Raw genomic sequence first — 26369 nt, 5'->3', positions numbered from 1 at the left:
GACCAATCAGATATATGATTATTCGTCGTCGAGTTCGGCTGGTTCGACCGATGCGTGTCTGACCACTGCATCGAAGTGTTCCAGCGGGAGTGCGTCGCCGTCTCCGATACCTCGGCCGGGAGTGTTCACGAGCATCTGGTCGACGAACCACTCCGCGACGAGTGCGTTGCGAGCGTCGTTCGAGGTTTCGAGTTCTCGTTGCGCGTTCGAGAGGAGGAGAGACGCCGTGACGACGTCGAAGACGTAGTCCGCGAGTTGCTTGGCCTCGTGTTGGGCGTACTCGGAGTCGGCGTCAGCGAGCGTGGTGAGCGCTCGCGTCAGGTCCTCGACTTCTCCGCGAACGGTGTCTACGAGGTGGTTGAGAGAGGGAGAATCGACTGACGAGAGCAGCGAGTCGACGTGAGAGAGAAGCGTCTCGGGCACACCGTCACGCTCGAACGTCCGTAGCAAATCGAGCGCGAGGATGTTCGACGTTCCCTCCCAGATTGGAAGCACCTGTGCGTCGCGGTAGAGTCGATGTGTGACGAAATCCGAAACGTATCCATTGCCGCCCTGAATCTCCATCGCGTACGACGCTGTATCGACGGCCATTCGAGCGGTCCGCTGTTTTGCAATCGGAGTGAGCGTCCGCATCAACCGGTACGCTTCGTCGTCGTCGTGGTCGCGTTCGTATCTGTCGAGCCACTTCCCGGCTTCCATCGCGAAGGCGAGTGCCGCCTCGTAGTCGACGGCCATGTCGAACAGGTCGCGCTTCATCAGTGGGTACTCCTGTACGGGATTCCCGAACGCGTCGCGGTTCGCCGCCTTGATTTTACTCTCCAGAAGCGCTCGGCCCATGATGCCAACTGCGCCCACCGCGTTGGTGATGCGCTCCCAGTTGAGCATCGTCGTCATATATTTGAATCCGCGTTCGGGTTCGCCGACGAGATAGGCCGTTGTCCCGTCGAACTCGACTTCGCCGGTCGGGACGCTTATCGTCCCGAGTTTGTCTTTGAGGCGGCGGTACAGTTGGTCGTTCAACGCACCGTCCCGAGTTTGGTGCGGGACGAGAAACAACGACAGGCCGGCAGTTCCGTCGGGTGCACCGGACCGGCGAGCAAGCGCGAGCGTTCCATCTGCGTCGATGTTGCTACAGAACCACTTCTCGCCTGTGAGTTCGTAGGTTCGGGGGTGAACCTCACCACCGTCTCCTTCGGCAGGCATCGGTTCGGACGAGTTGTCCTCCGAGGAATCGGAGTTAGACGGACTTGCATCTGAAAACTCGGTCTCGACAGGTTCTGCAATCGTCTCTACCGCCCCAACGTCGCTCCCACCCTGTTTTTCGGTGAGAAACATCGCCCCTTCGATGAGCGACTCGTACGAGCGACTCGTGAGTCTCTCGAAGTAGTCGTGGAGTTCGTCGGCGGTGTCGTGGTTCCGCAAGACGAGTGCCGCGCCGGCAGTCATCGACACCGGACAGACGAAGCCCGTATCGACGTACGAGAGCAGCAACTGCATCGTGAGCGTGTGAACGAGTCCGAGAGGTTGCTTTCGACCCGACGGCGGGTCGAACGCGTCCGCAACGATTCCTGATTCGTAGGTGAGGCGGTCGTTCTCCGCCTGGGCAGGATGGTATTCGACGTGGTTCCAGAGATCTCCGTCTTTGTCGTAGGTGTGGAGTTCGGGGCCGTTGTCGTCGACGACGTCGGCGTTGTCCGCGATGGTCCCGCCCACGAGTTCACCGAACTCGTCGAGACGACTCTTCGCCCACGAAAACTCACCGTTCGGGTAGACACGCTGGGCCTCCGCCCGAAGTGCGGGGTCCAGACGCCAGTAGTTGACCTGGCGTCCTTCGTCGAACACACTGTAATCGAACGGTGTCTTTGTCATGTGTCACCAACAATCACAATCCGTGGTAAATGTGTTCCGGAACTTCCTGTCGATTGCCACGAGTTTCTGGAGACTGCAGCCAGAACCCCATCGTCACGAATCGGTTCGACCGCGTTCGGCGATATCGAAAGAGAGCTGTCGCTGCAGCGAACGAGACGAGTCCCACGTGTCAGGAGACGAGGTGCGCCATCTCAGTGATGTTACTCCGGCCGAACGACTTCGTCACACGAATAACATTCTGCGAACACACCAGTTGTCCCCGCACTCGCTTCGTACTCGATGAGTTTCTGCCCGGGCGAAAGCTCAGCTCCGCACTCGGGGCAGTGGCCGATGGGCGATGAATCACTGTTCATAGTCTGTTGGGGGTGGAGTCCGGCGCGTCTGGTTTCGATATTCAACGCCCGTCACAATAGGCGTTTCCCGCGTCACGTGAGCGGGGCGGGGTATTTCACCACCTCCGCGTGACTGGGCCGTCACGAGTAGTACCGGTAGAGAACCGACACAAGTCCGATACCGCCACCAACGACACTGAGAATCGATACTCCACGGACCAGGTCAGTCAGTGAATCCTCGCACTCGACGACAATCGTCGGGTCGCCGTCGTATTGGTCGTGACAGGCCTGAATATCCTGGTGAACCCAGATACCAATCCCGAGGCCGGCGAGGAGGCCGAGAACCGACAACACGACTACCGTCCCCCGAATCAGACCCGTCGATTCCATCGACGATACTTGTCGACACAGTGAAAAAAGGTTGTGGTGACTCAGACTAACCGCTGTGGGCCGGATTCGACACACCCGATACCGACCGAGAACTCAAATCTTATCCAACCCCAGTGTGTGCAGTTTACCCATGCAACCACGCCCATCTACCTTCTCTATCGTCGCTCGCGACCCAGACCAGAACGCCGTCGGCGTCGCCGTCCAGTCGAAGTTCATCAGCGTCGGGTCTGTCGTCCCGTTCGTGAGTGCCGACGCCGGCGCAATTGCGACACAGAGTTTCGCGAACGTCGCGTACGGCCCGGACGGCCTCGACTTGCTCCGTGAGGGCCACACCGCAGACGAAATGGTCGAGAGACTCACTGAGGCGGACGACGACGCACCGAGTAGACAGGTCGGTGTCGTCGGCCAGGACGGGAGTGTCGCCGCGTTTACCGGGAGCGACTGTTTCGACGTTGCCGGCGACGTTCAGGGAGCGACCTACACCGTGCAGGGGAACATCCTCGAAAACGAGGAGACGCTCGACGCGATGGCGGAAGCCTTCGAAACGACCGACGGTGGACTGCCAGAGCGATTGCTCGCCGCCCTCCACGCCGGCAACGACGCCGGCGGCGACAAACGAGGCGAGCAGTCGGCGGCGATGTACATCGCCAAACCCGACGGCGGGTACGACGGTGGCAACGACCGCTGGGTGGACGTTCGGGTCGACGACCACGAACACCCGATAGACGAACTCGAACGCGTGTTCAAACTCTACGACATCACACTCCTCGAACGCGAGGAACCCGACGAGACGGTATCACTCTCGGGTGACACCGCAGATGCGGTCTGTGCGACACTCGCGGACCTCGGATTCCACGACGGGACGTCGTCCGGCGAGTTCGACGAATCCGCCCGCGACGCCCTCGAATCGTTTCGCGGGATGAACAACTTCGAGAACCACTCGCTTCCCGTCCTCGAAGACGCAATCGCTCGTGGCTGGGACGACGCAACTGGCGATGGAGAAGCGAGACTCGTGAACGCAATCTGGCACGGACTCACGCGACTCGACAGAAAATAAGTCGGCGACGTGCCGAGAGAGACCAAAAGTCGGCCACCTTCCGGGAGAGAAAATACGTCGGCGACTTACCGGGAGCGAACCCGTTAGTCGAGTTTCCCGTTCAAGACTTTTGCCGCGACGAGCACGGGGTCCCACGTCGGACTGAACGGCGGCGCGTACGAGAGGTCGAAGTACTCCAGTTCGCCGACGGTCGTCTCGGTGTGTACCGCGGCGGCGACGGTATCGATTCGTTTTGCGACGCCCTCACGACCCACCATCGCAGCACCGAGGACTCGGTTCGAGTCGCGGTCACCGACCATCGTGATGTGAATCGGTTCCGCGCCGGGGTAGTAGTGGGCCCGTGACCGTGATTTGATGGTGATGCTGACCGGGTCGAATCCGGCTTCACGTGCTTCGTCTTCGTCGATGGTCCCTGTCCGTGCTGCTTCGAGGTCGAACGCCTTCACGGCGGCCGTCCCAGCGATATCCCCGACCGGTGTCGGGTCGCCGGCCATCGTCTGTCCGATTGCTCGTCCAGCCCGGTTGGCGGTGAGCGCGAGAGGGACGTAGTCTGGAGCGCCGGTGACGACGTGCCGCGATTCAGCGCAGTCTCCGGCAGCAAAGACGTCGTCAGCACTCGTTCGCCCGTATTCGTCGGTTGCGATGGCCCCGGTTTCACCGACATCGATTCCGGCCTCACTAGCGAGTTCCGCGTTCGGGGCGACGCCGACCCCAACGAGTGCGAGGTCGACATCGTAGCGCTCGTCGCCGGCGAGAATGCCGTCGAGACGTCCATCAGTTCCCGAGAATCCGTCAACTGCCGTTTCTAGATGGAGTTCGACACCCACCTCTCGCAGGTGTTCTTCGACGTGTTCGGCGACCATCTCACCGAACGGTGCGAGGACGTGCGGGAGCATCTCGAAGAGGTGGACTTCGACGTCGTGCGCGTCGAACGCCTCGGCCATCTCGATACCGACGTATCCGCCGCCGACGATGGCAACTGCGGACGGTGACTCGTCTCTCACTGCGTCGTGGACGGCCTTCGCACTGTCGAGACTGTGGAGGGTGTGAACACCGTCGAGCTCCATTCCCTCGAACGGTGGTTCGATAGCCCGCGCTCCTGTCGCGATGAGCAGTTGGTCGTACGGTTGTGAGAACTCACCGTCTGGACCGTCGACGGTCACTTCGTGAGCGTCGGTGTCGATCGCGACGACTTCGTGATAGCGCCGCAGGTCGATATCCCTGTCTTCGATTAACTTCTCGGGAGGGACCTGGAGCAAGTCGTCGAACTCCTCGACGGCACCTTTGATGTAGTACGGCATCCCGCAGGCGGCATAAGAAACGTACTCGCCTTTCTCGAAGACGACGACGTCGCGCTCGGGATGTTCGCGCTTGAACTTACTCGCCGCGCTCAACCCTGCGGCGTCACCGCCGACGATGACTATCGGTTCCATACACGCATCTTCACAGAGGAGCCGTTAATATATTGCCCTGATTCTACAAGAGCACTAGTGAAACGGAACCGAGCCAGTCGCCGTGAAATTACGAAGAAAGTTCGTCGATGACCGAACGAAGCACGTCTTCGCCACGCATCCCGACGACGCGCTTTCTCGGTTCTCCGTCGGCGAAGAAGAGGACGTTCGGGACGCTCTGGACTTTGTATGCACTGGCGAGTTGCTGGAACTCGTCGATGTCTACTTTCGCGGCGACGGCATCGGTCTCTGCCGCGAGCGTCTCGACGATTGGTTCGAGCATCTTACACGGGCCACACCAGTCGGCGTAGAAATCCACGAGGACGACACCGTCGCGGCCAACGACGTCTTTGAACTGGTCGGTAGATTCGATGTGAATCGGTTCGTCTGTTGCGAGTTCCGAGTCGGACATGTACGGAACCGTACCCGCTCTAGTGCCTTAACGGTATTGTTTGATATTCACAATTCCCTCTGCGCACAATTCCACGCTTCAGAAGCAACTCTGCTTTTCAAACAGGAACGACAGAAGTAACAGGTGTCACACGCGGGTTTCGTTTCGTGTTATCTCTCAACCGAAGGAAGCGGGAGGAAAGAAAGGTCCGCTCACTTATCCGAGGAGGTATTTCAGGGCGGGGCGTTGCTGGACGAACTCCATCTTCTCGATGATGGCGTCGAGGCCGAGGATTCGGCCCGCGGCGAGGGTGCCGACGATGACGAACATCAGGAGACCGAAGAGGTCGCCGTTGACGTAGCCGTGCGCCCAGTCGGCGTTCCCGAGGTAGAAGAACACCATCAGGACACCGCCGAAGAAGGCGGCCAGACGGGTGAACGCACCGACGAGGATCGCGAGACCGATGAGCGCCTCACCGACGGGGATCATGAAGTTCGTGAAGGTGAGCAACCACGGGGTGTTCGCCGCGAAGACGAAGAAGCCGTGGATTGGCGACGCTGCAGTCGCGTTGGCCAGCCAGCCACCAGCGTTGAACGCTTCGGGGCCGATGAGTTTGGTAACCCCAGCGTGGAGGAACCAGTAGCCCGTCAGGATGCGGACGAGCACGAGCACGTATCCCGTGACGCCCTGCGAGTAGTCGAAGTCCATTCTGCTGCCGAATATCTCAATTTGTCCAGTCTGAGTCATTCTGATTCACCTTACAACTGAACAGTCGACTGGAAAGAGAATATAAAGAGAGCGTGGTTGCCAAATCCAGGGAAATGGGAATCACCGATACTTACGGCTGGAAAGTAGCATCCCAGAGCGTGTCAGTTTGTGACACGAATTGGGGGAATCCATCATAACTGTGCGATAAGGTCGCGCGAGATATCGTCTGCAGTGTAGACAGTTCCGCCGTATTCCTCGGCAAACGCATCAGCGTCGGCTTCGTCAGAAAACGGAATCAGGTCAGTGCCCATTGAGCCCTTGATGTCAGTCCCGACGGCGTAGAACAGGTCTTCAATCGGACCGAACGCTTCGGAGTCGAGATGTGCCGAGATGAACGTCGACCCACCCTTGTCGAAGAGTTCGTACTCGACGGAACTGTAGTCAGTGAGGTATCCACTCGATACCGTCCATCCATCGCCCTCGCGGTGGAATTTGTTGGCGAACGTCTCCCACGCACTGCAGAACCGAGCAGGATTGTCGTGGGCTTCCGGCTTGGTATCTTCGTAAAATAGTTGCCCGGCAGGCCCGGGATGCTCTTCGATGACCATCCCGCAGTGGTCACACTGCTTGTGTCCAGTCAATGCAATCGGACGAGGAACCTCGGCATCGCGACCATCGCCGAGACATCCCGCGAGCGCACCGGCCACAGCGAACCCAGTGACAGTCAGATATCGGCGTCTCGTCGGAGAGAACTCGAATGGGTCGTCGTCCATAGCCGACTCTAGCCGAGAGTTGCGCAAAAGTAGACTGGTTCAATCACCACAATACCAAGAAGAATATAATTGCTATTAGAGTCCGGTTGTCCCGTTTGAGTGAAAATAGGAGAATGGTATAGTTCTCGAATTGAATTACTCTAACAGAGGTGGGTTCGAAGTGCCGTTTTCACTGGTCAGCACCGACGCGAGGCCGAAGAACTCAACACATTTGAACCGAGCGCCCCTCTCGGTTCGTGAATGACGACGCCGACGCTCCTCGTCGCTGGGACCGCAAGTCACGTTGGAAAGAGCACCGTTGCGGCCGGACTCTGTCGTCTCTTTTCGGACCGTGGCCTCGTCGTCGCACCGTTCAAAGCACAGAACATGAGCAACAACGCCCGGGCGGTGGCAGTCTCGGACGGTGACGGATTTGGTGAAATCGGCGTCTCACAGTACGTGCAGGCTCGTGCCGCCAGAGTCACACCCGTGACAGACCACAACCCAGTCCTGCTCAAGCCACACGGCAACGGCGCTTCACAACTGGTCGTCCACGGGAGTGCAGTCGGTACCAACACCGCTGGCGACTACTACGCCGACGATTGGCACCGCGCCCGCGACGCCGCCCAAACGTCGTACGACCGACTCGCCGACACGGCCGACGTCGTAATCGCAGAGGGTGCGGGCTCGATCGCCGAGATAAACCTCCACGACCGAGATTTAGCGAACGTCGAGGCCGCTCGCTTCACCGACGCCGACATCCTCCTCGTCGCCGATATCGAACGCGGTGGCGTCTTCGCCAGTATCGTCGGGACGCTCGAACTGCTCCCAGCAGACCTCAGAGAACATGTCGTCGGTGTCGTCATCACGAAGTTCCGGGGCGACCCGAGTCTCCTCGAATCGGGACTGGACACCCTCGAAGAACGGACCGGCGTTCCCGTCCTTGGCGTCGTCCCGTACGACGACCCCGGACTCCCAGAAGAGGACAGTCTCTCGTTGCCAGCGGGCGGAGAGTGGAAAACAATCGGTGACGACGACGGTGTCCCCGACTCACAGTCGGTGACAATCGGCGTGCCACGCCTCCCGCGCATCTCGAACGCGACGGATTTCGAACCGGTGGCCGAGGTACCGGGCGTTCGGGTGTCGTACCTCCCACTCGATGCCTCACTCGCGGGTATCGACGGTGTCGTCCTCCCCGGAAGCAAGAACACCGTCGACGACTTGCTCGCGCTACGTGAGGCGGGGTTCGACGCCGAACTCGACGACTTCGACGGGCCACTCGTCGGCATCTGCGGTGGCTATCAACTCCTCGGAGAGCGTATCGACAACGCCGATATCGAGGGAATGGGAGACGACGAGACAGTCGATGGACTCGGCTACCTCCCGACTGTGACGACGTTCTCGACAGAGAAGCGAGTCGAGGCCGTCTCGGTCGAATTCGACGGTGCGGGCCCCTTCGCCAGTGTTTCGGGACCCGTGACGGGCTACGAGATACATCAGGGCACGACTCGTATCGTGGGCGATGCAGCGCGACTCGCCGGCGACGGGGCAGCAGTTGGGCGGGTCGCTGGGACGTACATCCACGACCTGTTCGCGAACGAGGCACCGCGAGACGGGTTCGTGAACGCGGTGTACGAACACGCCGGACGAGAGCGACCAGCAGTGAAGAACGAGACAGCAGACCCGTACGACCGAGCGGCGAATCTGATTGCATCCAACGTGAGCGTGGAGACGCTGCTCGACTCAGTCGGGTTGTGATTCGCGTCGTCAGACTTCTCGAATCGCTATCTTGTGGTGGCCGATGTGGAGATATTCGAGGCGAGAGACGGTTGGTGAGCGTGGAATGTCTATCATCCCGAGTGCTTCGTCGTAGTGAACTGCGCCACCTTGATTTACGACGAGTGTTCCAGAAACCACAGCACCGAAAACCTCTGCATGGCTAACGACCACAGACCCAGTTCCATCAGTTCCAGCGGGTGCGTAGATGACACCAACAAAGACTGGTGAAGCAGCACTGCTCGCTTGAATCGAGGCGTTAAACGCCGATGGTCCATAGACACGGAATTGCGGAGAGCTTTCGTTGTCAACGTAGACGGTCGACCCCTTACCCATGAGGAAATTACCCTCTTTCCCGTCTACTTTCGATTCGGCTTCACTGAGCATGTAGACGGTGACGTTTCCCGTCCCGTTGACGATGATGCGAGAGTATGGCGCGTTGTTCGAAGACGACATCGCGATGTAGTCACGAACGGCGATTGTGATGTCACCACCAGTCGTGTCGAGGTACAGTGTAGACTGGTCGATAGAGATAGTGGTCAGGTAGTACTGTCCAGCATCGAGTTCTTTGGGTCCGTCTCCCTCCCCAATCGTGATGCTATTATCCACAATGACACCAGGGTGGTCCGCATTATCGTTTGTAGTCCGAATTCTCTCGACTTCGTTGCTGATGAATCTGTCTATGGGCTCGATGGTTGCAACGCCGGGAATCTCGTACACATCGCCTGTGTGGGTGAACGAAGCTTTTTCGGCGTCGAACTCTGCTTTATCTACGACGTACGCGTTGCCGTCGAGCAACGGACCGCCGTTCGTGTCGATTGTCTCACCGACGTACAGGTCCCCTTGGATACTCGAATTACCACCGAGAATGACGCCACCGACGGCGGCAACGTCGCCGTTTTTCCCTTTCGTCGTGGCGTAACTACCGTTCGACGAGTTGTAACTATCTGTGTAAGACCCCGTGCCTGCTAGTTCGAACGTCCCAGTCCCCGACGTGGCGACGATTCCATTCTGAATCGAGAACGTCGACGGGAGCGCGAGGAACTTCACAGACACCGTCTCCTGTGCGTGGTCGTAGGTCACGATGCCGTCAGTCTCGTCTTCGAAGTATTGCCCCCACGCCTCGTAGTAGTCGCTCTGGACGGTCACGATGATTTTGGCGTTATCGAGTTTGTGCGGTCTGCCATCGGTCACGTTGGGGTACCAGCGCTCGAACGACCCCGTCTCGACAACTTCGACCTCTCCGTAGAGGTCGTTCGACTCGGTGATGTTCACGACAGGGATGGTGAGCGTTCCATTCCGGTAGTGGAACTCTGGACGTGCGACCATCGTCGCTGCGTCACCATCAGACCGCCAGACACCTCCGCCCTGGTATGCGACAGTGGTCTCTCCACTCTGGTAGATTGCGGTTCCGAGCGTGACGTTGAGCACCCGAGTTTCGGGGTCTGCGTAGTCGGTGTCGGCATCCTGAATTTCGACGCGCATCCACCCATCGTCGGTGGTCCACAGTTGGCCGTCACCCGCGGAGAGTCCGAGGTCGACGAGTGCTCGGTCGGAATTCTCGAAGGCGACGGTACTCGCCCCGGCGTCGAGTTGCCGCATGGCGTGTTCTGCCTGCGACACCTGCACGTTCTGGCGGCTATCGCCAATGGCCGCTCCACCGACGACGAGGACCGTCATCGTGCCGAGGAGGACCATCGAGAGCATAAGCACGACAGCGACTCCTTCAGACTGGGCAGTCGTATCTCGGACGACTGCGTAGAGCCACGGAACGCGAGCAGAAGACTGCCTCCGGGAACGACCTCCGTTGCGACGCGGCGAACTCATGAGATGTTCCTGCTCGTGTCGACGATAACCCGTTCACCGAGGTCGAGTTTGATGGTCTCGTTCAGGGCACGGTTGCCACGGAACTTCGGAATCGCGAGGTAGTTCTCGATTTCGTCGTCGTCGATGCGGGTCGAGAGCGCAAAGACCACGTCGGCGTGATAGAGCGTCGTGTCGCGTTCTTCGGGCACTCGATTTCCGTCGAGGCAGTGCAACACGGCGATGCCGTCAGTCTCGACCATCCGTTGCTTCAATCGCTGAAGGAGTTCGACGTACGACAGGTGGTCGAGTCGTTCGAGCACGTCCGTGGGGTCGATGATGAGCGTCGTCTCGTTGGGAATCGTCTCGATGAACGAACTGACACCTGCTGCCGGGTCAGCGAGGTCTACCTGCATGACTGTGACCGAATCCGCGTCTCCTCGTGCGTTCAAGACTGCTTCGACGGCGTTCTGAGACCGCTCAGTCGTCAGATATCGTGTCGGTCGCCGGGGCGCAAGTTCGTACAGAAAGAGTTCCGACTGGCTTGCAGGTGCACCGACGAGTGCGACGACACTCCCCATCGGAATGCCACCGAGGAGCATCTGGTCGAGAACGTCGATTCCGGTCGAGAGTCGGGTCAGCATCCACCCCACCTCCGTGGTCGAACTATCGCGTCGGGATTCGAGCAGTCGAAGGAGACCCGACACGAAAGCGAAGTGAGTACCATAATACAGCAGTACGTATGCGGGTATCACGCTTCGTTAGTCACACCCGACAGAAGTTCTGCCATTCCTGAACCGACGGTTACGGACACGTATCACGCGGTAAGACAGTCCTAACGAACCGAGTGTATCTGGTGGTGACGTGTGGAATCGACAGAAGTCAGAGTGAGTTACTCCAATTCGACGACAACGTCGACGAACGTGACCGACGAGCGCTCGCCGTCGAACGTGCAGGTGGTCGTCGTTCCGCTCACACTACACCCAGTCACACCGGGTTGTGATTCAAAGTACGCACGCCACGCCGTTGCCATTTCAGGAGAGGGCGAGACGAGACTCACCTCGACACCTCCAGACGTAGTGTTCGTTCGCGTCGCACCGCGTTCGAGTCGGATGAGAACGTCGGTCTGGCCGGCAACCGAATCGGTCGATGAGGCAGCCTTCGTGACAGGTACGAGAACGACCGTATCATCGAATTCGGACGCGACGACTTCTGGGTCACGAACGACGACGAATCCGCCGTCGGCCTGTTCGCGGAAGACTGCACCACCAACGTAGGTGATGCGAGTTCCATCCGACCCATCGTAGACGAGTGGACGGAGTGTTTCCGTCGCGAGGACACCACCAGATTCGTTTTTGACTGTGACAGTCACCGGGTCACCGAACGACAGACTCGCTTCGGAGAGTTTGACCTCAGTCGCCCGACTCGGTACACCGCGCACCGTGAGTTCGGTCACCGTGTCTGCAACGGTCGTCATCGAACGTTCGGCGTTGGTGCTGCGCTCGACATCCTGCACGTGTAGCAACGCGGGGTAGCCGAGCGCGAACACAAGGGCGACGGTGGTGATGACCAACGCGAACACGAGGACGAACGAGAGCAGTTCGCTCGAACCCCGGGTATCAGTCATCGCGCACCTCCATCGAATCGCCGTCGTACACGATTCGGAGCGTTTCGCCTTCGACACGAGTCGCGGTTACGTTCGTATCTGAGACGAATGGAACCGTCACGGAGTGTCCGGATCCTGTAGTCGTGAGCGTCAGGTCGTACTGGGGGCCGCTTCCCGAGATTGCAACCGAATAGCTCCCGCCCGAGACAGTCGGTAATTCGACTGTTCGTTCGACCGTGCCCGCGCTTCCAGTCGACTGAACGAGCACGTCGGTCGCTTCGAGTTCCGCGGCGAGTTGCGTTCCGGCGATGGTCAACCCCTCTGTCGTCGCCCGGTCGTGCTGGTCGGTGACGATGTCCGCCGCGACGAAGACGAGACCCGAGATGAGTAACGTCGCGATGCCGAGCACCTGAATGTAGTTGACCGTCGAGGAGACAGCTCGGTCGGATCGGCTGAACTTAGACATTTTCGGCACCTCCAGTGACACTGATCGGTGTCTCGTATTCGAGGTTCGGCAGCTCGTATCGGAGGATTACGTCGAGTTTCGTGACGACCGCTCGCGCCGTGGGGCCGTCGTCCGCGGTGGCCGCGTAATCTGATTCACTCGCCACGTCGTCTTCGACGACGAGCGTGTAGGTCCCAATCGCTTGGTTACCGTTCACGAATCGGACCGTGTCGCCATCGATGGACGACAGAATGAGGTCGTCAGTGCCATCGACCGTCCCGTTGACGAGGTCGATGTCGACCGAATCAGTCCCACTCTGTGAGACGTTGTAGGTCGCAAACGTCCCCTCGGAGTGGACGACGACAGTGGCGTTATCCACGTCCCACGGCGACTGGAAGACGAAGACCTGCCACGAAGTGGTAGTATTGTTGAGTTCGACGTAGAACGCCTTGTCTTCGAGGACCGAGAGCGTGGTGACGTTCGAGGAGTCGAGTTCCGCGGTCGCGGAATCGACACTGAGTTCGGACGACTGTGTCGAGTTCACGCTCTGGAACAACGTCCAATCAGTTGTTCCAGAGGCGTTCGTGAACGACAAACTGGCGTTCGTCTGCGAGACGCTCGTCAACACGTCGACGTCAGTGACGGTCACAGACGTCGCACGACCAGTTGCGGCCTGTTCCCGGGCGGAAATCGTATCCCAGGCTGTGACGCCAGCAGTGATGTTCGCCTCGGCAGCAGTCCGTGAGACGTGGGCATCGTCGTTGACGCTGTCCACGAGTCCCGCGAGTGCGTGTTCGGTATCGTCGCGGTACTCAACCGTATCGAACACGTCCGCTCGGTCGTTTCCGCGGGCGGCGAGCGTCTCGGTGTAGATGGCTGCGTTGAGTACCACTGCGAGGGCGACGAGGAGAATCGCGAGGATGAACGCGCCGACGAGGAGGAGTTGTCCTCGGTCGTCACGGCGATTCCGCATCAGAGACGCCATGCGACCACCTCCACCTGCACGACGTTGTAAACGGGACTGTCGGGAGACGCGTCAGGGATGTAGAAGGACGATGCGTTCGCGAGCGTCGTGTTGGTCGCCGTTCCGCTGCTGTCGAGGAGTACGTCGTCGTCGTAGAGCGTCACCGTTCGAACCGCACGAAGCGCGTCGTCACTGGGGGTTCCCTGTTCGACGAGGTGTCTCGACACGATGGTTTCGGTGGCCGAGTCGTTGTAGTAGTAGACGTTGACGTTGTACGCGTAGCCGTTGTCTGTGAGCGTCCGGTTGAGTGAGTCGCCAAAGTCGGTTGGAATCCCCGCGACGTAGTATCCGTCCGTACCAGTTCCGTGGTACGTACCGTTGTCGTCTGTCCCGACGTACGAGTCGTTCCAGTACCGGAGCGACGGCGAGAGCGTGTCAGAAGCGGCGGCGCTCGCGAGGACGCCACGTGCGAGGTCTGCCTGTTGTGTTTCGACTGCGCCTCCGGCGGTTCCTGTGGAGAGTGCGGTGATTCCGGTCGCTTGCAGGGCAAACACGAGCGTCCCCAACAAGAGGATTGCCGCCGCGATGCCCTCGACGGTGAAGACCTGTCCACGGTCGTTCATCGCCACACCCTCACTGTGAGAAGGACGTCCTCACCCTCCACAGAGACGACGCGGCGGACGACAGCGACAGAGCCGTCTCTCGGTGGAACGTCACCGACGCTGTGGAACTGTTCGAGTGGGTCGCCTGTGAGGTTCCCCTCGGCCGTGACGTTCACCGAGTAGCCAGCGGCCACACCCTCTGGGTCTGGGTCAGTCCCTTCGAAATACGTCGTCGCAGTGGTTCGGTCGAGTTCCCCGGGTGAGGTGGGTGACCCAAGGTACGCACCTGTTAGTCGCGTCGCCACGCGTTCAGCGACGACCGGAAGTTCTGCATCGTCGCTGTAGGGCGCAATCATTCCGGGGACGAACTGAACGAGGAAGCCGAGGACGAGCAAGAACAGGCCGACGCCCACGACGAAGTCGAGTCCTGTCTGTGCTCGCGTGTCTCGCGAGGAGCGGCCACCGAACCCGAAGAGACGGGGACCGAGTGTCATCTAGCCCACCACCGACCAGACGAGAAGCGAGACAGAGAGCATCGCGACGACGTATTTGAGGCCGCTTCGAACGTCTGCTTCCTGGATGTAGCCGCAGATGACGCCGGAGATGATCGCCTGCAGCGTCACCGCGTGGAAGAACAGCAACGAGAGCAGCGGCGCGTTGACACCGGAACCGAATCCGGTCGCGTCAGAGGCGTTCGCCGAGAGTCTGGTCATCACGTCGATGAACTGCGTCTTGAGGATGGCCATGACCGCCAGCAACGTGAGGAACGTCATGACGATGATGACGACCTGCATCCGTGTGCGCGTCTTCTGTTCGCGCTCGATGTCGTCTTGGTTCTCACTGGCCTGTGCGGCCGCAGAGAGAACAGACGAGATGTGGTTCGACGCCTCCTGTGCCTTCAAGATGAGTTTGAGCGTCCGAGCGAGTCGCGGGAGGTGATACCGGTTGTTGAACTCCAGTAACGACTCTTCGAGACTCATCCCGTAGTCGACTTTCGCGTACATGTTCTCGAACTCGCGGGCGAGTTTTCCGGGCGTCGTCTCCGCGACGGTCTTGATAGATTCGAGGAGCGTCAGCCCCGTGTCGTTCGCACTCGACAGTTTTCGGAGGTTATCCGAGAGGTTGTGCAAGACAGCACGGCGCGACCGAACGTTCCACTCGTGGAACACCGCAAGGGGCGTGAAGACGAGGTACAACGGGACGTAGAGGTAGAGAATCGTGCCACCGACTGGGTTGGCCAGAATCTCGCTCCACGACGAGGGAGCACCGTTCGCAACCGCGAGTCCGACGATGACCGCAGACACCGGAATCGTGACGACCAGCGTGTACAGCGGGTGGTCGCGGAAGAAGTGGTGCGGGCGCGTCAGAATCGCGACGGCCTCGTGGCTTCCCTCGTAATCGCGGATGCGGTCGAAGATGCTGTAGGTGCCGATGAATCGCTCGACGAGACCAACATCAGTGAGTCCTTCCTGTGCGTGGGCGACGTAGTACGAGTCGTCTTCAGGGCGGAGATAGCCGGACCCCGGGTCGTCGCGGCGAACCGTCGCGAGCATCACGAGGAACATGACGCCAAGCAGCGGGAGGAGGCCGTAGACGGTCAAGTAGAGCATCGCGTCCTGGACCTGTCCGAGAAGACTCATCGCCGCGAGGATGATGATGAGGAGCAGGGGAAACAGCGAGAGCGTCATGTACATCTCGCCGAACAGTTCCAGCGTATCGAGCGCCATCTCCTGTTCGTTCCGTGCGGTGCGCATGTGCTTCGACCGCTTGTCGTCGAAAAAGCGCGTCAGGTCGCCACCGCTGTTGATGATAGAGAGCATATCGACGAGGAACTGGCTCAGCTCTTCGCTGGGCGTCACAGACGCCTGTTCGCGAATTGCCGACCGGTAGTCGGTGTCGAAGTACTCAGTCTCCCAGACGATAGACTGGAACTCTCGTGCCGCCTCGCCGTAGGTGTCGTCGGCACGGGCGACGGACTCCAGAATCTCGAGTTGGTTCAGGCCACCGACCGAGAGGGCGTACATGAACGAGATGACGTCGGGGAGGAGCAGGTTGATTTCACGTTTTCGCGCCGACGAGCGAGTGAACGGAACCGTCACCATCCCGCCGAACGCCGCCACGAACCCGAGCGTACCGAAGACGAGTCCGGTCACGAACACGATGAACGGAACCTTGAGCGTCAGCAAGAACGCTCGAGTCGCGTCGTCGATCGTGAAGATACCGAGTGTGGGGGCCGAAAACGTCGCTGCCGAGACGAGACCGGTCGCGAACAGTGAGTACCCGGCGACGATGCCGAATATCCAGAGTAAGACACCGGAGAGGAGCCCGATGGCAACCGTCCGAGAGAGGTAGAGTTCGACCGTATCAGGCATGCGCGACTCGGCGAGTTTTCGTTCGAGTTTCGTGACGAACTCGCTGTCAGTGACGAAGACCCGGCGTGTGAGTGGTAAGAGCCAATCACCGAACGCGTCGAGGGCACCGACTTCGAAGTCGTCGTCGAGACGGCCCGCTTCGAGACTCATCTCGATGCCTCCGTCTCCACACCGACCGTCGCAACGGCTGACCCGACTGCGAACGTGTCGACGACAGCAGCGAGACGCTCAGGGTCGGCGTCGATGCCTGCGGCTTCGAGGACGGCCGTGAGCGACGATTCGGTCAGGTCAGTCCCGGCCGATTCGAGCAGGAGCGTCGCGTAGACGTACTCCATTTCTTACCTCCCGTCTCCGTCGTGGTCAGTTTCTGCGTCAACACCGCCGTCCCCGAGTGCTTCAGCGTCGTCAGCAGCAGGGGCCGTCACGTCGTCCGCTTCGAGGAGTGCAGGAACCTCGTCGTCATCGGCCGGTAACTGCGGGGGCATCGGGATGACAGTCGGGGCGACAGCGTCGGCGAACACGTCTCCGAGACCCGTCACCGTGTAGTCGCTGTACTCGGGGAACAGCAATTCCGCTGCCTCTGCCAGTATCTGTTGTGCGTATTCGTAGACTTCCTCACTCGGGTCGGGGCGGGGGACGAGCGCCTCTTTTTCGGGTTGGATGTCGATTTTGACGCTCTCCATCTTGCGGAGGTCTTCGAGACTGCGCTCGAGGCCGTCTGCGGCGATGAGCGCGAGCACCATGTCGGGGTCGGCGATGAACGCCTGAATCGTCGCTGCGACCTGTGCGTACTCGTTCAACCCGTTGGCGATGATGTACGCGAGCACGACTTTTCGTTTGAACAACTCGAGTTCGAGGCGCTCGCGGTCCCACCCGAAGTCGAACATGAGTTTCTCCAGCGTGTTCGACGTCCCGGTGGAGACGTATTTGTCGCTGCCTGCCTGCCACTGGAAGATGTCTTTGACGTTGATTTCGTCGTTCTCGGGGTCGTAGTGGTTGATTTCGGTGATCGCCTTCGTCCGTCGAACTTTTCGCCCACGCACCCGCGTCGACGTCTGGACAGAAACGAGGTCGAGGGCGGTGAACATCGATTTCGAGACGTTGATGGGGTCGGTCGTAAAGCGCTTGATGACCTCACCAACAGAGTCGGCGTGGAACGTCGTCAGCGTCGTGTGGCCCGTCGACATGACCTGGAAGAGCGTCCGCCCTTCTTCACCACGCACTTCGCCCATGACGATGTAGTCGGGGCGTTGTCGGAGTGCTGCTTCGAGCAGGTCGAACTCGTCGATATCGCCCGTTCCGTCCTGTGTGAACGACGGGCGAGTAACTGCAGACACCCAGTTGCGCTGGGGCAGTTCCACTTCCCGCGTGTCTTCGATAGAGACGATTTTCGCGTTTGACGGGATGAACAGCGAGACGGCGTTCAACGAGGTCGTCTTTCCGGATGCCGTCCCGCCGGCGAAGATGAGCGAGCGCTTCGACTCGATCGCGAGCCAGAGATACGCCATCTCGTCCAGCGAGAAGGTGTGCCAGTTGACCAGATCCACCGGCGTGAACGGAACGTCCTTGAACTGTCGAATGGTGTAGTTCGTCCCGTGACCGCTCACTTCCCACCCGAGGGTGAGCTGTGCGCGTGACCCGTCTGGGAGCGTCGCATCGACCTGTGGCTGGCGTTTCGAGATACCTTTTCCAGAGCGCTGGGCGAGTTTGATGACGAAGTTGTCGAGTTCGCGCTTCCCGTGTTCGACGTTGGTGATGACCTGTTCGTAACTGCTGTGGTAGACGAACACCGGCGAGTTGTAGCCGTCGCACGAGATGTCCTCGACGTTGATGTCGTGTTTGATGGCGTCGATTCGGCCGTAGCCGATGAAGTCGCGCTTGAGGAAGTAGAGAATCTTCGCGACCTGCGCTGGAGTCAGCGTGTCCGCGTTCTCTTCGAGAAGCGCTGGTTCCGGTCGAATCGAATCCAGCGGAACGCCGTCAGTCGTAACCGGTCCCTCTGGTTCGCCCGCGGTGATGGCGAGGAGGCGTTTGAATCGGCTGAGTGTCGAGTTCGCGGCAGTCTTCGACGCGAGGTCGTAGCGGTTGAGCATCCGGTAGGTCAACCGTTCGATAGTCGCAGCGCGTTCGTCGAGTTCCCCATCGACCGCAACCTCGTCGCTCGAATATTTGATGGCCGTGCGGAGTTTGCCCGAGATGAACTCCTTTACTTTGAGCTCTATCTCGTTGAGGTACGGCTCGACGACGTAGTACTTCTTTTCGTTCTCGGTCTGCGAGTGGAAGACGATGACGAACGCGTACGGTTTGTTGACCCAGTAGCGTTCGACTTCGACGAAGAACGGTTTCTTCTCGACCGGAACTGCCTTTTCGAGGTCGTATCGGCTGACGAGCGTCGGCCGCCCGTCTGGCGACGAAAAGAACGCGTCTTCGTCGATATCGGGGTCGACCTGCACGGTCCGGAGGTCTGACAGTGCTTTCAACCCAGACATCTGCGCGCTCGCGTCGCCCACGATTCCCGGGAGTTCGTCCGGGTCGAACCCCAGATACGCACTCGGGTCGAACGGGACGACTCTGCCCTCGTTATCACGCGGTGGAAGCCCGTTTTCGTCGTAGTAGTATTCGCGCTTGAACTGTTCCCAGGTGTAGCGGGGTCGAGACGTGAGCGAGATGCCGGTCTGGTCGGTCAGCACAGTCGCGTACGCCGCGGCCGTGGCTGCTGCATCCCCGATCCGGTCCGAAAGGTCGTCAGGGTCGAATCCGAGGTAGGAACTCGGGTCGAAGGCCACCCGGTCCCAGTCGTCTCCCCGTGGGACGGTCCGACCGAGGTCCGACCGCCGGAACCGACTGAGGAACCCATTCGCCGAGTCGTTGCTGCCCTTACCATACAGCGTGGAGACCTCATCTCTGTAGCCGTATTCGTTCATGAAATCTGCCCACGTGTAGGCACCTTTCGTCACGTCGCGTGGATGGATTGTCGAGGTCGTCGACTCCCATCGGGAGTTGTCGTCGAGGCTCATCGAGACGCTCCCACGGTGCCAGTCACACGAGAACACACCGTCCCAGCCGAACGGGGTCGTTCTTCAGGAATCTCAGAAGTTACCATTTGAGATAACAAACACCTAGAACATCCATAGTTACCAACCGGCTATCAGGAATCGGCTGCCTCCCAGAAACCGGTTAGGGCCATCCTTCTGCAGTTCTCCCACGGTTCAACGCGGGTGATTGGAGGCGAATGGGATGAATTCGGTCTCTGAGATGCCGAGAGAACTGAGCGTCGCTGCGCCGGAGGTCCGGAACAATATCACCCGCTGTGACAAAATTGATACCACTGGAGACGAGTGTCAGTTGTATGTCTCAATCAGCCGTTCTCCTCAACAGACTCGACGAAGACACCTGTACGTTCTGTGATGGTGACCTCGTCGTCAGTACGTACAAAGGGAACGACGCAGTCGTCTGCGACGAGTGCGGAACGCCCACGATTCAACTCTGGTGACGAGCGTACCCACCAAACAGGTCGACGGCTCAGTTGGTCGCCTCGTTCGCCGCGAGACGAATCGCGCCGAACCGAACGAGGTCGGCAACCTCCTCCAGTTCTCCATCGAGTGGCCGATCGTCGGTTAACGGCGGAACCACAGACCGAACTGCATCGCGGACTGCCCCTGTTCCTGTTCCGAGTTCGAGACCCGACTCGAGGAACTCCGCTGCCTGTGCACCACAGAGGAGTTCGACGCCGACGATCGTCGCGACGTTCTCTGCGACGACCCGGGCGTTCAGCGCACTCTGCCCACTCATGCTCACGTGGTCTTCCTGTCCGCCGCTCACTGGCGTCGAATCGAGCGACGGTCGCCCGAACGAGCGACATTCGTTGAGCAGTGCGGCAGCGGTGTACTGCGCGATCATGTACCCCGAGCGCAGACCGCTGTGTTCGGTCAAGAACGGTGGCAAGTACGATTCCTGAACGTCGGGGTTGAGCATTCTGTCTGTCCGTCGTTCAGAGATAGCCGCAAGCTCAGTGAGCGCACCAGCGGCGTAGTCGAGGCGGAGCGCCAGCGGTTCGCCGTGGAAGTTTCCTGCGGAGACGACGGCAGCCACGTCGGTTCCGGGAGCACGCTCGTCCACGGTCCCCGCCGGGAAGACGAGTGGGTTGTCGGTGACGCTGTTGAGTTCGACTTCGACCGCTTCGCGCAGATGTTCGACCGCGTCTCTGACGGCCCCGTTGACCTGTGGGAGACAGCGAATCGAGTACGCGTCTTGGACGCGCTCGCAGTCTTTGTGTGAGGCGAGAACGGTCGACCCTTCGGTGAGGCGTCGGATGGCTGCCGCACTCGTTTGTTGCCCACGATGTGGTCTGACCTCGTGAATCGCCGGGTCGCAGTTGGCTGTCGTTCCCATCGTCACTTCCGTCGTCAGCGCACCCGCCGCGTCCGCCGCATCGACGATTCGCTCGGCATCGACGACGAACAGCGACGCCAGACCGACCGTGAGTTGCGTGCCGTTGATGAGCGCCAACCCTTCCTTGGATTTGAGCGTGACCGGTTCGAGACCAACCGACCGTAACGCGGCGTCGCCCGAAAGTCGCTCACCCGCGACGTGAGCGTCACCCTCACCGATGAGGACCAGTGCCATGTGCGCCAGCGGAGCGAGGTCACCACTCGCCCCGAGACTCCCGCGAGAGCGGACGACGGGGTGGACGCCTTCGTTCAGCATCGAGACGAGAAGGTCGACGACAGACGGCCGAATTCCGGAGTAGCCTTTGGCGAGCGTGTTCGCTCTCGTGACCATCATCGACCGAACTTCGGAGCGAGTGAGTGCACGACCCGCACCCGCCGAGTGACTCCTGACGAGGTTGGTCTGGAGTCGTTCGATATCCTTCCGGTCGATGTGTGTCTCGACGAGGTGGCCGAAGCCAGTGTTGACACCGTAGACTGGTTCGCCCGAGTCGAGGACCGACTCGACGCGAGCACGAGACTCGCGCATTCGTTCGCGTGCGTCGGCATCGATTTCGACGGACGCATCGTGTCGGGCGACGGCGGCCACGTCTTCCGGCGTCAGCGACTCGCCGTCGAGGACGACAGTGTCGGCGAGGTGGGCAGCGTCACTCATGGACGACCACCCCCGCCTTCAGGACAGTCTCGACTGGATTCGTGTCGAACCGATAGGAGAGATGTGTCGCGTTCGGCACGTCGAGGACGACAGCGTCTGCTGGACTGCCGGAGGAAAGCGTCCCGGTTCCGTCAGTCCGCCCGAGTGCGGTGGCCGCGGCGCTGGTGATTCCACGGATGGCCTCGTGCGGCGTCATTCGCATTCCGACGCTGGCGAGTGTGGCGACGAACCCCATACTTCTCGTGAAGCAGTTTGGGTTGAAATCAGTGGCGAGGGCAACTTCGTGGCCGGTGTCGAGGAAAGCACGAGCATCAGCGTACTCGGCACCGAGTCCAAACGCTGTCCCGGGGAGCATGACCGGTGTCACACCCGCATCGACCAACGTCTCCCGTCCGTCGTCGTCAGTCGCGAGTAAGTGGTCTGCGCTCACCGCTTCGACTTCGGCAGCGACTGCTGTACCACCGATGGCGGCGAATTCGTCTGCGTGAATCTTCGGCGTGAGGCCGAACTCACGCCCAGCCGCTAAGATACGACGCGACTGGTCGGCAGTAAAGACGCCCCGTTCGCAGAACACGTCACAGAATTCGGCGACACCCTGTTCTGCGACAGCAGGGAGTTGCTCAGAGACTACTTCTTCGACGTATTCGTCGGCATCCATCCCACGAGGAACTGCGTGTGCGCCCATGAACGTCGGGACGACATCGACTGGATGGCCTTCGCTAGCTCGGTCGATTGCGTCGAGCATCCGGAGTTCTGTCTCGGTGTCGAGGCCGTAGCCGGTTTTGACTTCGACTGTCGTCGTTCCGTGGGCGAGCATCGCGTCGAGGTGAGCCGAGAGATTCGACACCAACTCGTCGTCAGAAGCCTCACGAACGGCGTCGACAGTCCGAAGAATCCCACCACCTGCGGCGAGAATCTCTTCGTACGTCGTGCCCTGTAGTTTCGAGACGAATTCGTCCGACCGGTCGCCGGCGAACAGCGCGTGCGTGTGCGGGTCGACGAATCCCGGGAGGACCGTCTTTCCCGACGCATCGATGGTGGTCGTCGCATCGTGAAGTGGGTATTCGGCGAGAACATCATCGGTCGGCCCGACTGCGACGATGGTCCCATCGACTGCGGCGAACGCGGCATCTTCGGAGACGACGACACCGGTTTCGTCGTCGGGTCCGACGACCACCTCCGCTGCGTTGTGGACGACGGTCAGCTCACCGGAAGCAGCCGGTTTCGATGCGTCTTCTCTCGACGACTCACGCATCGGTCGTCACCCCCGAGAGGAAGTGAGCGATTGCACGGGCGGCGGCCTTCGATGTCCGGTCAGTGTCGTCCAGCGACGGGGCGCACTCGACGACTTCGAACCCAGCGATGCGGGAATCAGACGCGACGTGGTGGAGCATCCTGTACAACTCGCGAGTGGTGATGCCGCCGGGCGTGGGTGCGCTCACACCGGGTGCAGCAGTCTCGTCGAGCACGTCCATATCGAGACTCACGAAAACGACGTCGCAGGAGGCGAGTGAATCGAGCGCGAAATCGACCGTCTGGAGCGGGTCGCGACCGACTTCTTCTGCGGTCAGAATCGTCCCTCCGACCTCGCCCAGGAAGTCTGCGTAGGCCGTCGATGTCTCGAAGTGACGCGCACCGACGACGGCGAGTCGGTCGAGACCGGCTTCGTACAGTTGCCAGTATGGCGTCCCGCTGGACGGGCCATCGAGTGGGTCGCGACAGTCGAGGTGGGCATCGAAACTCACCACGCCGACCGACACGTCACGGTCCACAAGTGGCCTGACGTTGGCGACGGTAAGCGAGTTGTCGCCGCCGAGAAAGACCGGAAACGCACCTCGCTCATACACGTCTGCGGTTATCTCGGCAACCATCGACTGAACCGCGGCCACGTCGTCAGAGACCCCCTCGAACGAGATGTCTCCCACGTCGGCGACGTTCGAAACAGGACCGTCGTCGAAGTGGTGCGTCTTCACCGACGCAAGTGCCTCCCGTATCGCAGCGGGCCCCGCACGAGCACCGCGTCGTCCGATGACAGCACCGTCGTACGGTTCTCCGACGAAGACAGCATCGTACGCACCGACGTCTTCGATGCTCGTCTCGTGGACGATGTGGCCGAACTGTTCGTCGTTCGGGTCCGACGAGGTTCCCTCCCAGCGAGGTGGGTCACGAATCGTCATTCGTCGCCTCGCGCAGCATCGTACTCACGCATCGGGATGTGGACGCCCGACTGCGTCGCTTCGTCCAGTGCGTCTTCGTATCCGGCGTCGGCGTGTCTGATGACGCCCATTCCGGGGTCGGTGGTGAACACCGCACGGGCCTTCTGTGCTGCGAGGTCCGACCCGTCGAGGACGACGTGATTGTTGGTGTGGAGGGAGTTTCCGATTCCGACACCGCCGCCGTCGTGGACCGAGACGATGTCCGCACCGGCGGCCGTGTTGAGAAGCGCGTTGAGGATGGGCCAGTCTGCGACGGCGTCGGTGCCGTCGCGCATCGCTTCAGTCTCGCGATTCGGACTCGCGACGGAGCCTGCATCGAGGTGGTCGCGCGTCACGACGACAGGGGCGGAAATCTCACCTGCTGCGACGAGTTCGTTTATCTTCAGCGCGAAGCGAGCGCGTTCGGTCAGGCCCGACTCGTCGGTGTGGTAGCCAAGCCAACAGACACGCGATGGGAGGCCCTGGAACGACACCTGCTCTTCTGCGAGGTCTATCCACCGCATCAGCGACTCGTTTTCGGGGAAGAGGTCGCGAATCGCTTCGTCGGTTCGGTAGATATCCGCCGGGTCGCCCGAGAGTGCGGCCCAGCGGAACGGGCCACGTCCACGGCAGAACATCGGCCGGATGTACGCAGGGACGAATCCGGGGAAGTCGAACGGCGAGCGAGATTCCATCTCGCTGCTTCCCGCGTGTGACGCGGGAACGTGTATCATCCCGCGGTGCGTCTCGACCTGTCCGCGGATGTTGTTGCCGTACTCGAAGGCGACTGCACCACGGTCCTGAAGTGTGAGGATGGCAGCGACGTGACGCTCCATCGTGTCGAGACTCGCTTCGACGTAGGCGTCCGGGTCGTCTTCGCGGAGACGGTCCGCCTCCTCGACCGAATAGCCACTCGGGTAGTAGCCCTCCAGTTCGTCGTGCGCGCTCGTCTGGTCCGTGACGACGTCGGGAATCTCGTCACGCGCGAGCAGCTCTTCGAGCATGTCGGCGGCGTTCATCTGTACGCCGACGCTGTACGGTTCGCCTGCTTCGACTGCCTCGTGTGCCTTCTCCAGTGCTTCGTCTAACGAGTCGGCAAAGTCCATCAGGTAGCCCGTCTCGACCCGTCGCTGGATGCGGTCGGCTTTGACTTCGGCAGCGATACAGACGCCGTGGTTCATCGTCACCGCCAGCGGTTGTGCCCCGCTCATCCCACCGAGACCGCCGGTTACGACGAGTTTGCCACGAAGGTCACTGCCGTACTCCTGTCGGGCGAGTTCGGCGAGTGTCTCGTAGGTCCCCTGAATGATTCCCTGTGTGCCGATGTACGCCCACGACCCAGCGGTCATCTGGCCGTACATGATTTTGCCTTGGGCTTCGAGTTCGTGGAAGTGTTTCCAGTCGTCCCAGTGGCCGACGAGGTTCGAGTTGGCGATGAGGACGCGTGGTGCGCGTTCGTGCGTCGTGAACTTCCCGACCGGTTTGCCCGACTGGACGAGGAGCGTCTCGTCGTCGCCGAGTTCTCGCAGTTCGGTGAGAATCGCGTCGTACGCCGCCCACGAGCGGGCTGCCCGCCCGGTTCCGCCGTAGACGACCAGGTCCTCTGGACGTTCGGCGACTTCAGGGTCCAGATTGTTGTTGAGCATCCGGAGCGCTGCTTCCTGTCGCCACCCCTTACACTCGATGTCCGTCCCAGTCGGTGCCCCCTGATACCGACGCCACTGCGCGCTCGGTTCACCGAGTCGGTCCTCGACATCGCTCGGTCGCTGTTCGTGCATACCTCTCACTTGGCGACCACGACGGGTATCGGTTCCCCCACCACGCGGAGGGAAGTTTATATAGTGTGACGGCACCACGACTCACCAGTGTACGAGGCAACGTTCCGCATCCGAGACGACAGCGCCTACGCTGCGGCCACCGCAGGGAACAGTGCGTCTATCGAGTTGTGGTGTAACGACCACTGTGACCTGCTGCACGTGAGCCACGAAGTTGGCGGCGATATCCTCCAGGAGGTCCGCGACACAGTTGGTATCGAAGCAGCAGTCGAACGCGGTGACGAACTCGTCGCGGTGACCGCAGACTGTCTCAGACATCACGAGATAGACGATATCGATGGATATCTTCGTCGCCACGGCGTCTTGCTCCTCCCACCGCTTCGGTATCACCGTGGTGCCAAAGTCTGTCGATTACTCGCCGTCTCTGCGAGCGCACTCTCGGCGTGCTTTCGTGACCTCGTCGAGAGTGGATACGACGTGAGCGTCGAGTCCAAACGCGAAGTGTCGTTCGCGAGCGGTGACGCCCCGCTTTTGGCCCCGCTCGACGCGATGCCGTCGCTCACGGGCCGGCAACGAGAAGCGTTGCGGCTGGCGTTCGAACACGGCTATTACGAACTGCCTCGTGAGACGGGGACAGACGCAATCGCCGCCGAGATGGGAATCTCACGTCGGACCGCCGAAGAACACCTCAGACGAGCAGAGCGAAAGGTGATGAGTGCAGTCGTTCAGTACGTCTTCTGACGACACGCAAGAGAGAATAGAGAGGGTGTATGCAGCT

At 60.5% G+C, this 26369-nt stretch carries 24 protein-coding genes; 4 read left to right on the top strand and 20 right to left on the bottom strand.

Translation table 11 applies throughout. The features are described 5' to 3' along the window. Window positions 1-18 precede the first annotated feature (18 nt). Window positions 19-1869, bottom strand: coding sequence for an acyl-CoA dehydrogenase family protein (locus tag ACK3SC_RS17860; protein WP_416841604.1), 1851 nt, complete (start codon window positions 1867-1869; stop codon window positions 19-21). A gap of 473 nt (window positions 1870-2342) precedes the next feature. Beyond that, window positions 2343-2591: a hypothetical protein gene (locus ACK3SC_RS17855; RefSeq protein ID WP_416841603.1), complete on the bottom strand. Its 249-nt coding sequence runs from the start codon at window positions 2589-2591 to the stop codon at window positions 2343-2345. A gap of 130 nt (window positions 2592-2721) precedes the next feature. Here ACK3SC_RS17855 and ACK3SC_RS17850 point away from each other — a divergent pair, with 130 nt between their 5' ends. Continuing rightward, window positions 2722-3648 (top strand): DUF1028 domain-containing protein, encoded by a 927-nt coding sequence (locus ACK3SC_RS17850; protein WP_416841602.1) that lies wholly within the window; start codon window positions 2722-2724, stop codon window positions 3646-3648. Window positions 3649-3731: 83 nt separating this feature from the next. Here ACK3SC_RS17850 and ACK3SC_RS17845 read toward each other — a convergent pair whose 3' ends face one another. The 4 genes from ACK3SC_RS17845 to ACK3SC_RS17830 form a co-directional block, all read right to left on the bottom strand. Then, complete coding sequence (locus ACK3SC_RS17845; RefSeq protein ID WP_416841601.1) at window positions 3732-5081, bottom strand: FAD-dependent oxidoreductase; 1350 nt, start codon at window positions 5079-5081, stop codon at window positions 3732-3734. 88 nt (window positions 5082-5169) lie between these two features. Beyond that, on the bottom strand, window positions 5170-5511 hold the full coding sequence (gene trxA, locus ACK3SC_RS17840; protein ID WP_416841600.1) for a thioredoxin: 342 nt from the start codon (window positions 5509-5511) through the stop codon (window positions 5170-5172). 195 nt (window positions 5512-5706) lie between these two features. Continuing rightward, a complete protein-coding gene (locus tag ACK3SC_RS17835; RefSeq protein ID WP_416841599.1) occupies window positions 5707-6237 on the bottom strand; it encodes a DoxX family protein in 531 nt (176 codons plus the stop codon). A gap of 152 nt (window positions 6238-6389) precedes the next feature. Next, a complete protein-coding gene (locus tag ACK3SC_RS17830) occupies window positions 6390-6971 on the bottom strand; it encodes a nitrous oxide reductase accessory protein NosL (RefSeq protein ID WP_416841598.1) in 582 nt (193 codons plus the stop codon). Window positions 6972-7211: 240 nt separating this feature from the next. Between ACK3SC_RS17830 and ACK3SC_RS17825 the strand changes: the two genes are divergently transcribed. After that, entirely contained in the window at window positions 7212-8708 is a 1497-nt protein-coding gene (locus ACK3SC_RS17825) for a cobyric acid synthase (protein ID WP_416841597.1), read from the top strand. A 9-nt stretch (window positions 8709-8717) separates the two neighbouring features. On the opposite strand, the gene ACK3SC_RS17820 is transcribed toward ACK3SC_RS17825, so the two are convergent. The 10 genes from ACK3SC_RS17820 to ACK3SC_RS17775 all read right to left on the bottom strand — a co-directional run bounded on the left by ACK3SC_RS17820 (window position 8718) and on the right by ACK3SC_RS17775 (window position 19535). Then, window positions 8718-10553: a hypothetical protein gene (locus ACK3SC_RS17820; protein WP_416841596.1), complete on the bottom strand. Its 1836-nt coding sequence runs from the start codon at window positions 10551-10553 to the stop codon at window positions 8718-8720. After that, the gene (locus tag ACK3SC_RS17815; RefSeq protein ID WP_416841595.1) at window positions 10550-11173 is read right to left on the bottom strand and encodes an RAD55 family ATPase; all 624 of its coding nucleotides are present in this window, start codon (window positions 11171-11173) and stop codon (window positions 10550-10552) included. The genes ACK3SC_RS17820 and ACK3SC_RS17815 overlap by 4 nt, the downstream gene beginning before the upstream one ends. Window positions 11174-11421: 248 nt before the next feature. Further along, window positions 11422-12156 (bottom strand): hypothetical protein, encoded by a 735-nt coding sequence (locus ACK3SC_RS17810; RefSeq protein WP_416841594.1) that lies wholly within the window; start codon window positions 12154-12156, stop codon window positions 11422-11424. After that, window positions 12149-12601: a hypothetical protein gene (locus ACK3SC_RS17805; protein ID WP_416841593.1), complete on the bottom strand. Its 453-nt coding sequence runs from the start codon at window positions 12599-12601 to the stop codon at window positions 12149-12151. The genes ACK3SC_RS17810 and ACK3SC_RS17805 overlap by 8 nt, the downstream gene beginning before the upstream one ends. Further along, complete coding sequence (locus tag ACK3SC_RS17800; RefSeq protein WP_416841592.1) at window positions 12594-13565, bottom strand: hypothetical protein; 972 nt, start codon at window positions 13563-13565, stop codon at window positions 12594-12596. Before ACK3SC_RS17800 ends, ACK3SC_RS17805 begins: the two co-directional genes overlap by 8 nt. Continuing rightward, complete coding sequence (locus tag ACK3SC_RS17795; protein WP_416841591.1) at window positions 13553-14167, bottom strand: hypothetical protein; 615 nt, start codon at window positions 14165-14167, stop codon at window positions 13553-13555. Before ACK3SC_RS17795 ends, ACK3SC_RS17800 begins: the two co-directional genes overlap by 13 nt. Then, window positions 14164-14640, bottom strand: coding sequence for a hypothetical protein (locus tag ACK3SC_RS17790; RefSeq protein ID WP_416841590.1), 477 nt, complete (start codon window positions 14638-14640; stop codon window positions 14164-14166). Before ACK3SC_RS17790 ends, ACK3SC_RS17795 begins: the two co-directional genes overlap by 4 nt. Beyond that, on the bottom strand, window positions 14641-16668 hold the full coding sequence (locus ACK3SC_RS17785; protein ID WP_416841589.1) for a type II secretion system F family protein: 2028 nt from the start codon (window positions 16666-16668) through the stop codon (window positions 14641-14643). Beyond that, window positions 16665-16853, bottom strand: a complete 189-nt coding sequence (locus ACK3SC_RS17780) for a hypothetical protein (protein WP_416841588.1) — start codon at window positions 16851-16853, stop codon at window positions 16665-16667. The genes ACK3SC_RS17785 and ACK3SC_RS17780 overlap by 4 nt, the downstream gene beginning before the upstream one ends. Window positions 16854-16856: 3 nt before the next feature. Next, window positions 16857-19535 (bottom strand): type II/IV secretion system ATPase subunit, encoded by a 2679-nt coding sequence (locus tag ACK3SC_RS17775; RefSeq protein WP_416841587.1) that lies wholly within the window; start codon window positions 19533-19535, stop codon window positions 16857-16859. A gap of 332 nt (window positions 19536-19867) precedes the next feature. Here ACK3SC_RS17775 and ACK3SC_RS17770 point away from each other — a divergent pair, with 332 nt between their 5' ends. Then, complete coding sequence (locus ACK3SC_RS17770) at window positions 19868-20011, top strand: HVO_A0556 family zinc finger protein (protein ID WP_416841586.1); 144 nt, start codon at window positions 19868-19870, stop codon at window positions 20009-20011. A gap of 29 nt (window positions 20012-20040) precedes the next feature. Here ACK3SC_RS17770 and hutH read toward each other — a convergent pair whose 3' ends face one another. From hutH to hutU, 4 genes are read right to left on the bottom strand one after another with little or no spacing between them, the layout of a single operon-like run. Continuing rightward, entirely contained in the window at window positions 20041-21621 is a 1581-nt protein-coding gene (gene hutH / locus ACK3SC_RS17765; RefSeq protein WP_416841585.1) for a histidine ammonia-lyase, read from the bottom strand. Continuing rightward, window positions 21614-22876, bottom strand: a complete 1263-nt coding sequence (gene hutI / locus ACK3SC_RS17760; protein ID WP_416841584.1) for an imidazolonepropionase — start codon at window positions 22874-22876, stop codon at window positions 21614-21616. Before hutI ends, hutH begins: the two co-directional genes overlap by 8 nt. Then, window positions 22869-23798 (bottom strand): formimidoylglutamase, encoded by a 930-nt coding sequence (gene hutG, locus ACK3SC_RS17755; protein ID WP_416841583.1) that lies wholly within the window; start codon window positions 23796-23798, stop codon window positions 22869-22871. The genes hutI and hutG overlap by 8 nt, the downstream gene beginning before the upstream one ends. Continuing rightward, on the bottom strand, window positions 23795-25594 hold the full coding sequence (hutU, locus tag ACK3SC_RS17750; RefSeq protein ID WP_416841582.1) for a urocanate hydratase: 1800 nt from the start codon (window positions 25592-25594) through the stop codon (window positions 23795-23797). Before hutU ends, hutG begins: the two co-directional genes overlap by 4 nt. An 87-nt stretch (window positions 25595-25681) precedes the next feature. Here hutU and ACK3SC_RS17745 point away from each other — a divergent pair, with 87 nt between their 5' ends. After that, window positions 25682-26332, top strand: coding sequence for a helix-turn-helix domain-containing protein (locus tag ACK3SC_RS17745; protein WP_416841581.1), 651 nt, complete (start codon window positions 25682-25684; stop codon window positions 26330-26332). Window positions 26333-26369: the final 37 nt, after the last annotated feature.

The organism is Haloferax sp. DFSO52 (assembly GCF_048158745.1).
GTDB lineage: Archaea > Halobacteriota > Halobacteria > Halobacteriales > Haloferacaceae > Haloferax.
The sequence above is the reverse complement of the archived record's forward strand: the minus strand, read 5'-3'. Positions and strand labels throughout refer to the sequence as shown.